Source organism: Brevibacterium gallinarum (assembly GCF_014836885.1).
Classification (GTDB): domain Bacteria; phylum Actinomycetota; class Actinomycetes; order Actinomycetales; family Brevibacteriaceae; genus Brevibacterium; species Brevibacterium gallinarum.
This window is the reverse complement of sequence record NZ_JACSPY010000020.1, coordinates 31,453-45,702: the sequence shown is the minus strand read 5'-3', so window position 1 is coordinate 45,702 and position 14,250 is coordinate 31,453. Positions and strand designations below refer to the sequence as shown.

General features: G+C 66.3%; 9 protein-coding genes. 5 read left to right on the top strand and 4 right to left on the bottom strand.

Translation table 11 applies throughout. The annotated features are described in order from the left end of the window. Positions 1 to 147 precede the first annotated feature (147 nt). From H9634_RS14815 to H9634_RS13585, 3 genes are all read right to left on the bottom strand, one after another. Complete coding sequence (locus H9634_RS14815) at positions 148 to 1,515, bottom strand: TIGR01906 family membrane protein (RefSeq protein ID WP_191727347.1); 1,368 nt, start codon at positions 1,513 to 1,515, stop codon at positions 148 to 150. A 182-nt stretch (positions 1,516 to 1,697) separates the two neighbouring features. Further along, positions 1,698 to 2,624, bottom strand: coding sequence for an AEC family transporter (locus H9634_RS13590; protein ID WP_191727346.1), 927 nt, complete (start codon positions 2,622 to 2,624; stop codon positions 1,698 to 1,700). Positions 2,625 to 2,944: 320 nt separating this feature from the next. Further along, entirely contained in the window at positions 2,945 to 3,415 is a 471-nt protein-coding gene (locus H9634_RS13585; RefSeq protein ID WP_191727345.1) for a hypothetical protein, read from the bottom strand. Between the two features lie 362 nt (positions 3,416 to 3,777). Here H9634_RS13585 and hrpA point away from each other — a divergent pair, with 362 nt between their 5' ends. Next, positions 3,778 to 7,908 carry an ATP-dependent RNA helicase HrpA gene (hrpA, locus tag H9634_RS13580; RefSeq protein ID WP_191727344.1) on the top strand — a complete coding sequence of 1,377 codons (4,131 nt, stop codon included), beginning with the start codon at positions 3,778 to 3,780 and terminating at the stop codon, positions 7,906 to 7,908. Positions 7,909 to 7,928: 20 nt separating this feature from the next. Here the strand turns inward: hrpA and H9634_RS13575 are convergent, their stop codons facing one another. After that, positions 7,929 to 8,309 carry a hypothetical protein gene (locus tag H9634_RS13575; protein WP_191727343.1) on the bottom strand — a complete coding sequence of 127 codons (381 nt, stop codon included), beginning with the start codon at positions 8,307 to 8,309 and terminating at the stop codon, positions 7,929 to 7,931. 98 nt (positions 8,310 to 8,407) lie between these two features. Between H9634_RS13575 and H9634_RS13570 the strand changes: the two genes are divergently transcribed. The 4 genes from H9634_RS13570 (at position 8,408) to H9634_RS13555 (ending at position 14,166) form a co-directional block, all read left to right on the top strand. Next, positions 8,408 to 10,003, top strand: coding sequence for a peptide chain release factor 3 (locus H9634_RS13570; protein ID WP_191727342.1), 1,596 nt, complete (start codon positions 8,408 to 8,410; stop codon positions 10,001 to 10,003). A 211-nt stretch (positions 10,004 to 10,214) separates the two neighbouring features. Further along, positions 10,215 to 11,300, top strand: coding sequence for an inositol-3-phosphate synthase (locus H9634_RS13565; protein ID WP_191727341.1), 1,086 nt, complete (start codon positions 10,215 to 10,217; stop codon positions 11,298 to 11,300). Positions 11,301 to 11,534: 234 nt separating this feature from the next. After that, positions 11,535 to 13,199: an AbgT family transporter gene (locus H9634_RS13560; protein ID WP_191727340.1), complete on the top strand. Its 1,665-nt coding sequence runs from the start codon at positions 11,535 to 11,537 to the stop codon at positions 13,197 to 13,199. 163 nt (positions 13,200 to 13,362) lie between these two features. Further along, a complete protein-coding gene (locus tag H9634_RS13555; protein WP_191727339.1) occupies positions 13,363 to 14,166 on the top strand; it encodes a Bax inhibitor-1/YccA family protein in 804 nt (267 codons plus the stop codon). The last annotated feature ends 84 nt before the right edge of the window (positions 14,167 to 14,250 follow it).

Genomic DNA, 14,250 nt, shown 5'->3' with positions numbered 1-14,250 from the left:
CGTTACCCACCTCGATACCGGGGGTCTTCTCTGACCTCAAATCCCGTTCACAACCTCCCGAGGAACTACATCTAGGGAGAGTTCGACCCGAGTGGCAGGGGAAAGCGCCACTCGGGTCGATGGGGGGGGAAGGATCGTGGGGACGCGTCAGCTGCGCGTCGGGCCGGCCGGGTCCTCCGGATGCTGCGGGCGCACCGTGACCGGGCGCGCTGTCTCCTCCGGCGTCGAGGCGGTGTCCGCCTCCCGGGACGTGCTCGCCTGGGTGGCCGGGTCGGGCAGGTCGCCGCGGCCGTCGGTGTGGCTGTCGCTGCGATGGGCCTTCTTCTCGGCCTTGGCTGCGCGGCGTTCGCTGCGGCGCTCCTTGCGCTCAGCGCGCCTGCGGCCGATGAACGACAGCGCGAGGATGAGTGCGGAGATCAGCAGCACGATCGCGGCTGCGGCGATGCCGGCATCAACCCAGAACTGGCCGGGGAAGAGCCGGATGAGTGCGTCGTCGACGTAGAACTCCCACGTGCCGGCGTCGAAGAACATCGCGTGGAACTGGGTGAAGAACCGGTCCCAGCCCAGCATCGCCAGCGCTCCGAGGGCGAGGAAGGCGATGATCGTCAGCAGCGCCCCGAAGCGCAGCGCGTGGCGCAGGCCCGGACCATTGGCCCGTGACATGTACAGGCCGAAGAGCAGCATGCCGATCGCGCCGATGACGGCGATCAGGTAGAGCAGGGACACGAGGTCCTTGACGTCTTCCATGTGGGCGATCTCTTCGGGCTGGAAGAGCGGCACCCCGTTAGGCAGCACAACGTCGGAGAGGTAGCGGCTGGAGTCGAAGTTGTTGAGGTAGTCGACAACGTAGGAGCCGTAGTGCAATCGGTCGTCGTTGGTGAAGCCGTAGGCGTCGGCGGGGAAACCGGGCCGCCAGAAGTATGCGAACTTCAGAAACAGGCCCGAGGCGATGATCCTGACGGCCAGGCCCGCGAGCACGAAGGGAGTGGCCAGCGCGATCCAGATCCCGCCGATGATGTCGAGGGCGTTGACACGCCTTCTGGCCGGCTCGTCGACATCGTCATGGGCGTCGTGGTGGCCGCGGGTGCGGATCTGCTGGGTGGGTGCCACGGCCGCGTCCGAGGCGGTGGCACCGGCGGCAGCGCCGGTGCCGGTGGCCGTGGCGCTGGTGGCTGTGCTGGTGTCGGCGTCGATGGGGCGGTGTTCGGCGGTGGCGTGAGGGTCAGGGGTGCTCTGCGCGAAAGCGCGGTCGCGCAGCTCCCGGTTGCGGTGGGCGATCGGGTCGAACTCGACAGTCTCCTCACTCAGCGGCGAACCGGGCGACTCGTCAGTGCCGGACGCGTCAATCGAGAAGGTCTGCTCATCTGCGACGTGCTCGCCGATGTGCGCCTCGCGGTCGTGGCGGCGGGAGCCGGAGGCACCGTCGATCGACTCGGCAGATGATTCCGGCTCGCTGCCGGAGCTCATCCGCCGGGAGAGCAGGTCGTCGGTGTTCTTCGAGTCGTCGATAGCCACGCTCCCATTGTTCGACGGATGAACACTGCGCTAGTGGAGCGACACGCACAAACCGGCAAGTCAGGACGGGTGCGCGGTGTCTGCCGGCCCGCGTCCGGCCATGGGGCTCAGGCCCCGGCTGCGGGTGCAGATCCTGGAGCCACGTTCAGGTCCCGGAGCCGGGTGCAGATTCCGGAGCCGGCTCAGACCCCGAACAGCAGAGCTGCAACCACCACGGCAGGCACCGAGAGGATCGTGGTGATGAACACGGCGTCACGGGCCAGCTGAGCCGAGGCCTTGTACTCCATGGCGTAGATGTAGACGTTCTGCGCCGTCGGCAGGGTCGAGGTCACGACGATGCCCATGAGCATGGGGCCGTCATAACCGAGCAGCACTCCGCCGATGAGCCAGGCGATCAACGGCTGGATGACGAGCTTGGTGACCGTGATGATGACAAGCTGGCGGCGCGAACCGGCCGGCGGGAGCTTCCAACCGTCCTTGAGTGAGATGCCGAAGGCCAGCAGCATGCCCGGCACCGACATCGCCGCGAGCATGCTCACCGGTTCGTGCACCACCTCGGGCAGCCGCCACCCGGTCAGCGAGCCGGCCACGCCGAGGGCGGCGCCGATGACGATCGGGTTGCGCAGCACCATGAGCACCGGTCGCCACCACTGACTGTCGGCCTGTGCCCGGGTGGAGTCGAGCAGCACCATGATGATGGGGCTGAGCAGGATGAGCTGGAAGAGCAGCACCGGGGCGACGAAGCTCAGATCCTTCAGCACATAGGTGGCGATGGGGATGCCGAGATTGCCGATGTTGACATAGCCCGAGGCCATGGCGCTGATCGTCGCCTCACCCAAGCTGCGCCGCCGGGCCCACAGCGTGAAGGCGAAGATCCCGGTGAACACGAGCACCGCCGAGCCGCCGGTGGCCAGCAGGGCAGGGGAGAAGATCGCATCGATGTCCGTCGAGGAGATCGTGACGTAGAGCAGCGCGGGGGTGGCGACGTAGAAGACGACGCGGGCGAGCACCTGCTGGCCGGTCGGGCCGAGCACCCCAGAACGGCCGAGCATGAGGCCAGCGAAGATGACAACGGCGATGACGCCGAAGCCTTCGAGCACATCGAGCACGGTGCGGTCAGTTCCTTCTCTCAGGGGCGTTCATCCGCCCGGCGGATCGTCAGCTGTGCTGCGCGAGTGTGCGACCGGCGCTGACGACGAAACTGCGATCGTGCCCAGGTCTCAGAGTCCAACCCCGGTTTCCAGGTGGAGACTATCGAATCCGATTCCCCTCTGCACACCGCGGTCGCCAAAAAGAACGCATGAGATGAAGCGGGCGGTCACCAGTACGGCACATGCTCGATCTGTACCGGGGCACTGCGCCGGGTGAGGATGGGCGTCAGATGCCGACAGCGTCGTGGAATGGGGATCGCATCGACAGCGCCGAACTGTCAGCCCGGCAGCGTGTGGCGCTCAAGGTCCGCGGCGAAAGCCGGGGCGTCGCTGAGCGTGACGGTGATGAGCGAACCGTCCCGAGACCTGATCTCGAGCCCTGGGCCGCCGCGGGTGATGATCCCCTTATCGCGGACACCCCGAATGCGGTAGCCCCAGCCGAAGAACTCACCCAGGGGCTTCACATCCACGATCCGCACCGATTCGATTTCCGCCACCGCGACAGACAGCCGGGGCCAGCCGAGCAGTGACCCGGCGGTGAACCTCGAATCGTCGAGAGACACCTTGAAGACGCTCGTGGCGAGCGCGAGCCACAACGACGCGATGGTGACGACCGTCAACAGGATGAGGAGCCACGTATCCAGCGCAGTCCAGAGTGCGATCAGAATGACGACGAGCGCGAGCATGGACAGCCAGAGCACCAACTGAATCGGCCAGGCGAGAGAAATGAACGACGTGCGGCGGACCATTGTATTACCTCCGGGGTCCAGTGAATGAGATTCCTCAGCTGGCGACAATAGAGCGTGACGACATGACGCTACCGATTCTGCTGATCGTCCGATAGTGCGCGAAAGTCGTATCGGTTCTCCTTTGACTGTAGCTCCCTTGGTCGCAGTTCCCTACGGCCGTGCGTTCTCCTGCGGCAGACATGCCCGTGATTCCGGGGTCATGTCATCGCGAGCCCGGGGATGAATCGCTGAAATGCAGTGAAGGAAACACTGGTGGCATGCAGTCCGACGATGGACGCGTGGAGTCTTGAACATGTGATGGAGCCTTGAACGTCTGAATGCACGGTGCTGCCGCAGAGCCGAGGGGTTAACCTGGTGGGGATATGTCTGACTCCCGGCCCGACCGCCGGCGCCCCGGCGCGCGCTCGCGCAGCGACCGCCCGCACCGCCCCTCCAAACGACAGCACGCCCAGCGCGCTGCTGCCCGCCAGGCTGCCCGCACCGGCCTCGACATCGCCATCACCTATCCGGCCGAACTTCCCGTCACCGAGCACCGCGACGAGATCGCCGAGGCAATCCGCGCTCACCAGGTCGTCATCATCGCCGGTGAGACCGGTTCGGGAAAGACCACCCAGATACCCAAGATCTGCCTCGAACTCGGTTACGGCATCACCGGGCTCATCGGCCACACCCAGCCCCGCCGCATCGCCACCCGCGCGGTCGCCGCCCGGCTGGCCGACGAACTCGACCAGGAGCTCGGCGCAGGCATCGGCTACCAGGTCCGGTTCACCTCCCAGGTCGCCGACGCCACCCGGGTCAAAGTCATGACCGACGGCATCCTGCTCGCCGAACTCCAGCACGATCGGCAGCTGCACGACTACGAGGTCATCATCATCGATGAGGCCCACGAACGCAGCCTGAATATCGACTTCCTGCTCGGGTCGCTCGCCCGCCTGCTGCCCACCCGGCCCGATCTCAAGGTCATCATCACCTCGGCGACAATCGACCCGGAATCCTTCGCCGAGCACTTCGCCTCCGCTGACGGCCCGGCCCCCATCATCAGCGTGTCCGGGCGGACCTATCCCGTCGAGGTGCGCTACCGGCCGCTGGTCGACGACACCGCCAGCGACGACGACCCTGACGGCCCCGGAGCCGACGGCGACTACGAAGCAGGAGCCGCCGACCAGACCGAGGGGATCCTCGCCGCCGTCGACGAACTCGCCCGCGAAGCCCCCGGCGATATCCTCGTCTTCCTCTCCGGCGAACGCGAGATCCGCGACACCGCCGACGCACTCGCCGCCCACCTGCAGCAGAAGGGACCCCGGTTCGCCGGATGGGAGGTCATCCCGCTGTTCGCCCGGCTGTCAGCCGGGGAGCAGCAGCGCGTGTTCGCACCTCATGACCGGCCGCGCATCGTACTGGCGACCAACGTCGCTGAGACCTCGCTGACGGTGCCGGGCATCAAGTACGTCATCGACGCCGGCACCGCCCGCATCTCGCGGTATTCCAACCGCACGAAGGTCCAGCGGCTGCCGATCGAACGCGTCTCCCAGGCTTCGGCCAACCAGCGCATGGGCCGCTGCGGGCGCACGAGCGAGGGCATCTGCATCCGCCTGTACTCGGAAGACGATTTCGACACCCGCCCTGAGTTCACCGACCCGGAGATCCTGCGCACCAATCTCGCCAGCGTCATCCTGCAGATGATCTCGCTGGGCTTCGCGCAGACCGAGGCCGACATCACCTCGTTTCCGTTTCTGACCCCACCCGAATCGAAGGCGGTGCGCGATGGCCGCGTGCTGCTTGGCGAACTCGGCGCCACCCGCACCGATGGGACCGGCCGGATCCGGCTGACGAAGATCGGCCGGATGCTCGCAAAGCTGCCGATCGACCCGAGGCTTGCCCGCATGGTGCTCGCCGGTGCTGAGGCCGGCTGCGGCGGGGAGGTTGCCGTCATCGTCGCCGGGCTGTCCGTCCAGGACCCGCGCGAACGTCCGGCGGAGGTGCGCGCGCAGGCCGATGAGCTCCACGCCCGCTTCACCGACCGCCACAGCGACTTCCTCACCCTGCTGAATCTGTGGAACCACCTCGAAGACAACGCCGCGGCGCTGTCGTCGTCGAAGCTCCGCAAGCTGTGCAAGGCCGAGTTCATCAACTTCGTGCGGGTGCGCGAATGGCAGGACCTCGTCACCCAGCTGCGCCACCTGCTCGGCGGCGTCGGCGTGAAAATCGACCGCTCCCACTGGCGGCCCGGCAGCGACGACGACACCACCACGCATGCCGGCAGCCGGTCCCGAGGCGGCGGCCGCGACGGCAGGAAGGGCGCGCCGAGTGCCCCGGAAGGGATGGATCCGCATGCCGCGGCCATCCACCGGGCGCTGCTGACCGGCCTGCTGTCAATGATCGGGGTGCGGGCACCGGAACCCAAGCCCCGGCCCGGTGAGCGCCGGCCCAAGCGCCGCGGCTACGACTACCAGGGTGCGCGCGGCACGAAGTTCCAGATCTTCCCCGGCTCCGGGCTGTTCAAGTCCGCTCCCGAGGTCGTCGTCGCCGCCGAACTCGTCGAAACCTCCCGGCTGTGGGCCAGAATGGTCGCCGCCGTCGAACCCGAGTGGATCGTCGAAGCCGCAGGCGAGCTCGTCACCCGTCAGCACTCCGAACCGCACTGGTCGAAGAAGGGCGGGCAGGCGATGGCCTATGAGCGGATCTCGCTCTACGGCGTCACCCTCATCTCCGATCAGCGCATCGGCTACGGGCGCATCGACCCCGAAGCCGCCCGCGACATGTTCATCCGCCACGCGCTCATCGACGGGGAGTGGAACGACCGCCACCCGTTCCTGGCCCGCAACGCCAAGGCCATCGACGAGGCCGAAAGACTCGCCTCCCGGATGCGCGACCACCGGCTGCTGGCCGAAGACGATGTGCTCTTCGACTTCTACGACGACCGGCTGCCGACCACGATCATCTCCGGGGCCCACTTCAACTCGTGGTGGAAGAAGAAGCGCCGCAGCGAACCCGAACTCCTCGACATCGACCCCGAAGCGCTGCTCGCTGACGACTCAGCGGACATGTCCGCCCGGGCAGCCAGCGACTTCCCGCTCACCTGGGCGTTGCCGGACGGCTCGGAGGCGAAGCTGCACTACGCGTATGCACCCGGCCAGGCCACCGACGGGGTGACGGTCGAGCTGCCTGCCGAGGCACTCGCCGACGTCGACACCGACGTGTTCACCTGGCAGGTGCCCGGCCTGCGGCATGAGCTCGTCACCGCGCTCATCCGCTCCCTTCCCAAAGCTAAGCGTCGCTACTTCGTGCCCGCCCCCGATGTCGCCACCGACATCCTCGACGTGCTCGAACCCTATGCCGGACGGCTGCCCGAAGTGCTCGCCGCCGAACTCACCGCCCGCGCCGGGGGAGGAGAGCTCACCGACCTCGTGCCCATCACGGTCGAGGCCAGCGATTTCGACACCGACCGGTTGCCAGCCCACCTCGTCATGGAGTTCACCACCCGGCAGGGGAAGAAGACGAGCCAGCCGACCCGCGATCCCCGCCAGCTCACCACCTCGGCCGCGGCACCGAAACCGACCGAGAAAGCAGCGCAGAAGACGACGTTCACCGAGCGGACCGGCATCCGCGACTGGGACTTCACCCTCGACACCCGGCCGGTGGCCACCGGAAAGGAGACTGAGGTCCAGCCCGGCCTGCGCGATGACCGCGACGCAGTCGCCATCACCGCGTTCTCAACCGCTGAAGAGGCCGCCCGCCGCACCCGCGATGGGCTCATTCGGCTGCTCGTCATCGCCCTGAAGTCCCGCATCGACTACATCGCCGAGCACCTGTCGACGAACGAGAAGCTCGTCCTCGCCGGGCATGCGAAGACCGGATTCGGGGCAGCGAGCCCGCAGACCCGACCCGACCTGCTCAGCTCATGCGCCCGGATCGCTGTCGACCGGCTGCTCGGCTCCGATACGACCGTGCGCACCCGCGAGGAGTTCGACACCGTCTTCCGGCAGATCGACGCAGGCTTCATCACCGAAGCCACCCGGGCTGTGAGCCTCGTCGTCGACATCCTCACCCGCGCCACCGCCGTCGACAAGGCGATCAGCGCCGCCTCCTCACTCACGCTTGTCCAACAGCTGGCCGATGTGCGCAGCTGGCTCATCGACCTCTTGTGCGCTGACGTCTTCGAGATCACCGACGCGGCAGCACTCGCCCGCTTCCCGGTCTACCTGCAGGCAGCCGAACACCGGGTAGCGAAGATGCAGGAGAGCCCAGCCCGTGACCGGCAGCTCATGGACCGCATCAGCGTGGTGGCTGGCAAGATCGAACAGGCCCTGACCAAGGCCTTCCCGAACCTGGCAGATCTGCCGGTTCCGGTCCAGGCGGCAGGCGTGCCCGCTGACTGGGCTGCGGTACTGTGGTCAGTCGAAGAGCTGCGCATCTCCTACTTCGCCCAGCACCTGCCGACCGCGCATCCGGTCAGCGACACCCGCATCCACAAGGCGCTCGCCGCGCTCTAATCTGCTGGGACCAGCCGGGATCAGACGGGTGGGCCGGAGGTGTAGCCGAGGAGCACCCAGCTCAGCGGCAGGGCACCGGCACAGGCGATAGTGCCGAGCGCCCAGCCGATCCGCCACTTCCAGGTGCGGCGCTTGAAGCCGCGCCACAGGCACACGATCGCGCCGATGAGACCGGCTACGCCGAGCAGCGTCATGATGCCCAGGCCGAGGATGTTGAGCGCCGAGGTTCCCATGAGGATGACGTAGTAGGCGATCTGGCCGACCATGAGCGAGAACCGCAGGGACAGCCACACGAGCGGCAGCGAGATGAGCGCGGCGATGACGAGCGGGAGTGCCTTGACGATCTTGTCCCGACGCTCGGGGTCGCGGGCGACCTGCGAGTACTCGGAGTGCTGGTTCATGGAGTCCTCGGAGTCAGAGAAACAGGTCATCGAAAGAGACAGGGAGTGAGCGCCGGCCGACGTGCCAGCGTCATCCCCAAGGTACTAGACTCTCTTGGGTGACTTCCACCGGTGATTACAGCTCTAAGACCATCCGCGAACAGGCCGCCCGCAGGCGCACCTTCGCGGTCATCTCCCATCCTGATGCCGGTAAGTCGACCCTGACCGAGGCGCTGGCCCTGCACGCCCGGGTCATCGGGCAGGCCGGCGCCACCCACGGCAAGGCCGGCCGCCGGGCGACCGTGTCGGACTGGCAGAAGATGGAGCAGGAGCGCGGCATCTCGATCTCCTCAGCCGCCCTGCAGTTCGAGTACCGGGATGCGGTCCTCAACCTCATCGACACCCCCGGTCACGCCGACTTCTCCGAAGACACCTACCGGGTGCTCTCCTCGGTCGACTGCACGATCATGCTCGTCGACGCCGCCAAGGGCCTGGAGACGCAGACGATGAAGCTCTTCGAAGTCTGCGCCCACCGCAACATCCCGATCATCACCGTCATCAACAAGTGGGACCGGCCAGGCCTCGAACCGCTTGAGCTGATGGACGAGATCCGCGAACGCACCGGCATGCTGCCGACCCCGCTGACCTGGCCGGTCGGCGCCTCCGGTGACTTCCGCGGTGTGCTCAACCGGGCGGATGGCACCTACACGAAGTACACCCGCTCCGACGGCGGCGCCTCGATTGCCGGTGAGGAGACGATGGACGCCGAAGCCGCCGAGGCACTCGAAGGCGACGCCTTCACCACCGCGGTTGACGAATCCGATCTGCTGGAGATGGAAGAGCAGAACCACGACCAGGAGTCGTTCCTCGCAGCAAAGTCGACCCCGGTGATGTTCGCTGCTGCCGTGCTGAACTTCGGTGTGCACAAGATCCTCGACACCCTCGTCGACCTCGCCCCGCCGGCCGAACCCCGGCCCGACAAGAACGGCGAGCCCCGCCCGGTCGACGCGCCGTTCTCCGGCTTCGTGTTCAAGGTGCAGGCCGGTATGGACGCCAACCACCGCGACCGGCTGGCCTACATCCGCGTGTGCTCCGGCGTGTTCGAACGCGGTATGGTCGTCACCCATGCCTCGACCGGCAAGCCGTTCGCCACAAAGTACGCCCAGCAGGTCTTCGGCCGCGACCGCGCCGTCATCGACGAAGCCTTCCCCGGTGACGTCGTCGGCCTCGTCAACGCCTCCGCCTTGCGGGTCGGCGACTCGCTGTACCTGGATCAGCCAGTCGAGTTCCCCGGCATCCCGACCTTCTCACCTGAGCACTTCATGGTCATCCGCGCCAAGGACTCCTCGAAGTACAAGCAGTTCCGCCGCGGCATCGAACAGCTCGACCACGAAGGCGTCGTCCAGGTGCTGCGCTCCGACCTGCGCGGCGACCAAGCGCCCGTGCTCGGCGCGGTCGGCCCGATGCAGTTCGAAGTCGCCGAAGACCGCATGGTCCAGGAGTTCAACGCACCCTGCCGGCTCGAGCCGCTGCCTTACACGATCGCCCGCCGCACGACTGAGGAATGTGTGCCGACCCTGGCCCGGGAGCGCTCCGTCGAGGTGCTCTCGCGCTCCGACGGCGAACTGCTGGCACTGTTCTCCGACCGATGGCGGCTGCAGGGCGTCGAACGCCAGCACCCCGATCTCGTCCTCGAACCCCTCGTCGTCTCCTGAACCACCGCCTCGGCGCCGGCGCATCATATGCGCTGGTGAGCATGTGACTGATCTCGCCTCCCAGGAATGGAAGATCATTCAGCTTTGAACCGTTCCAGGAGAGGACTAAGATAGTCATCTGTGCCTTCATAAGGGCTGTCACATCACGAACCCGCTGGACAGGCATACCGCTTCACAACACGAAGGCGTTCATCAGGAAAGGTCGACAACAGTGACAACTCAACCGATTCGCGTCGCAATCGCCGGACTGGGCAACTGCGCAACGTCCCTCGTCGAAGGCGTCACGTACTACGCGGACGCTTCCCCCGAGGACACCATCCCCGGTCTCATGCACGTGAACTTCGGTGACTACCACGTCAGCGATCTCGAGTTCGTCGCTGCCTTCGACGTCGACGCTGCCAAAGTCGGTCGCGACATCGCCGAGGCGATGCGGGCTTCGCAGAACAACACCATCAAGATCTGCGACGTCGAGAACACCGGCGTGAAGGTCCAGCGCGGCCCGACGCTCGACGGGCTCGGCCGCTACTACCGCGAGACGATCACCGAATCCGACGCCGCACCCGTCGACGTCGCCCAGGCGCTGCGCGACGCCCAGGCCGATGTGCTCGTATGCTACCTGCCGGTCGGCTCCCAGGAGGCCACCGAGTACTACGCGCAGGCCGCGCTCGATGCCGGCGTCGCCTTCGTCAACGCCCTGCCGGTGTTCATCGCCGGCACCAAGGAATGGGACGACAAGTTCCGTGCGGCCGGCGTGCCGATCGTCGGTGACGACATCAAGAGCCAGATCGGTGCGACGATCACCCACCGCGTCATGGCGCGCCTGTTCGAAGACCGCGGCGTCGTCCTCGACCGCACCTATCAGCTCAACGTCGGCGGCAATATGGACTTCAAGAACATGCTCGAGCGCGACCGGCTGGAGTCGAAGAAGATCTCCAAGACCCAGGCCGTCACCTCGAACACGTCCGCCGAACTGGCCGCCAAGGACGTCCACATCGGGCCGAGCGACTACGTGCAGTGGCTCGATGACCGCAAGTGGGCGTATGTGCGCCTCGAAGGCCGCAACTTCGGCGATGCTCCGGTCTCGCTGGAGTACAAGCTGGAGGTGTGGGACTCCCCGAACTCCGCCGGCGTCATCATCGACGCGATCCGTGCGGCCAAGATCGGGCTCGACCGCGGGGTCGGCGGTGCGCTCATCTCCGCCTCGTCCTTCTTCATGAAGTCCCCACCCGAGCAGCAGAACGACGAACTGGCCCGCCAGGCCGTCGAGGACTTCATCGCCGGGCGCATCGAACGCTGAACCGGGCGCATCGAACGCTGGAGCGGTCGCGTGACGCGCCGCTGACCGCCATCAACGGGCCCTGCTCGACGGCAGGGCCCGTCGTGGCATCTGGAGACCCGTCGGCTGGAGTGCGGACCCGGCAGTGGGGAGGGCATCGTCTGCGAATGCATCCCATGGCTGTCATTCCTGTGCTGTAGTAGGCTACAAGCCGCGCGTCGAGCCGTCTATGTCTCCGAGCGAAAGATCCCCACCATGTCCACTGCAGCAGCACATCCGGGAAAGCAGAAGTCCGAGGAGGACCTCAGCTGGCTGATGAAGTCGCTGGTCCTCATCGAGAAGGCCGGCAACAAGCTCCCGCACCCCTTCTGGCTGTTTCTCAGCCTTGCCGCCATCGTCATGCTGCTGTCCTGGTGGCTGGCCAGTGCCGGCGTCTCCGCCGTCAATCCGGCAGATGACGAGGAAGTCGCCGTCGTCAACCTGCTCTCGACCGAGAGCCTGCGCGAGATCGTCTCCGGCATCACCGAAAGCTACGTCACCTTCCCTGCGCTGGGACTCGTGCTCGTTGTACTCTTCGGTGTGGCGGTCGCTGAGCAGTCGGGCCTGTTTCCCACCATGATGCGCGCGGCCCTGTCGAACGTCTCCCCGCGGCTGGTCACCCCGGTCGTCGCTCTCGTCGGAGCCGCCGCCTCGATCGCCTCCGACGCCTCCTACATGATCGTCATCCCGCTCGGTGGGCTGGCATTCAAGGCCGTAGGCCGCAACCCGGTCATCGGCTGCGCGGTCGCCTACGCCGCAGTCTCCGGTGGCTACTCCGCCGCCCCGTTCGTCAACAGCCTCGATGCGATCCTCGGCGGCATCTCGACCTCTGCCTCCCACATCATCGACGAAAGCTACACCGTCACCCCGGTGGCGAACCTGTACTTCAACTTCGTCTCCATGTTCGCCGTGGCGCTGGCGATCACGCTGGTGACCGAATTGCTGCTCAACAAGCGCGGTGAGCAGATGGAGCTCACCGAAGAGAACGGCAACAGCACCACCGGCGGAGCCAACGGCTCAGGCGCCGCCGCGACCGCCGCCTCAGCAACGGCCGGCAGCGACGACGGCACCGCCGGCCGCGACGTCCAGGACCAGGACCTCTCCGCCCCGGTCACCGCGATCGAGAAGCGCGGCATGCTCATCACCCTCATCGTCGCGATCATCGGCGTGGCCGCCTGCGTGGCGATCGCGTGGCCTGAGAACTCCTTCCTGCGCGACGCCGACGGCGGCTTCACGATGGAGTCCGGGCTGATGGCCGGCATCGCCCCGATCATCGGCATGGGCTTCTTCGTCCTCGGCATCGTCTACGGCGTCGTCACCGGCAGCATCAAGCACCCCAACGACATCCCGGAGATGATGGTCAAGGGTGTGGCCCCTTTCGTGCAGGTTCTTGTACTGTTCTTCGCCGCCTCCCAGTTCCTGGCGCTGTTCGCGATGTCGAAACTCGGCGTCATCCTCGCCATCCGCGGTGCCGAGTTCTTCCAGAACATCGGCGCAACCACCTTCCTCATCCTCATCGGCGGCTACCTGCTCACCGCGCTCGGCGCCATGTTCATCACCTCCGGTTCAGGCCTGTGGACGCTCATGGCCCCGGTGCTCATCCCGATGTTCATGCTGCTGGGCATCGCCCCGGAGATCACCCAGGCGGTCTACCGCATCGGCGACTCGACGACGAACATCATCTCGCCGATGAGCCCGTACTTCGTCATGATCCTCGGGTTCATCCAGCGCTATAAGAAGGACGCCGGCATCGGCACGCTGCTGTCGCTGACGATCCCGCTGTCCTTTGCGATGTTCATCATCTGGGGCATCCTGTTCTTCATCTGGTGGGCCACCGGCATCCCGATGGGCCCCGGCGCGCAGACCGGCTACGAGATGTGAACCAGGGCAGCTGTCACGCACCCGCTGCCGAGGCGCCGGTAACGGGTGCGTAACAGCTGGTGGCCAGCCTGCGGACTTCAGGAGCTGTCCAGCTTCCTTCGGTACACTTGCGAACAGCGTCGCCGCCGTGCGACAACTCACGCGATACCCGGAGGTAACACGGATGTCCAACCCGCTCGTTCGACGCGGCCTTGAACAGGGAATCAAGGCGGGCAACCAGCCCGCCACCCCAAGCGCCGAAGAGCTCAACTCGATGTACATGCAGCCGTCTGCCGAGCCGCGCCGTCCGGTCGACGAGCGTGTCATGACCTATGACGATGTCCTCATCAAGACCGGCATCTGCTTCGCCGTGCTGCTGCCTGGTGCGGTGCTCGGCTGGTTCATGCCGATCCTCGCGCTGCCGGCGATGCTCGTCGGCCTCGTCCTCGGCCTGATCAACGCGTTCAAGCGCGAACCGAACAAGGGCCTCATCCTGCTCTACGCCGGCGTCCAGGGCGTGTTCCTCGGCGGCATCTCCGGCATCTTCAACGCGCAGTACCAGGGCATCGTCGTCCAGGCCGTGCTCGCCACCCTGTGCGTGTTCGGCCTGATGTTCGCCCTGTTCCGCTTCCGGGTCATCCGGATGAGCGGCAAGATGATGAAGTTCCTCATGCTCGCCGTCGGCGGGTACGCGATCTTCGCGCTCGTGAACTTCGGCTTCGCGATGTTCACCGGCGGTGCGATGAACGCCCGCAACGTCGAGATCACCATCATGGGCATGACCATGCCGCTCGGTGTCGTCATCGGCATCGTCGCCGTCGTGCTCGCCTCGCTCACGCTGGTGGCCGACTTCCAGATGATCGAAGAGGGCGTCAAGCACCGCATCCCGGAGAAGTACTCGTGGATGTGCGCGTTCTCGCTCATGGTGACCCTCATCTGGCTCTACATCGAGATCCTGCGCCTGCTGTCGTACTTCAGGCAGAACTGACCTAAGGTGCTTCCCTCGCTATGAATACCCACGCAGCGGGGGGCCCCCCCCCCCGGCAGTTCGTCGCCGATGCGCGCACGGCTG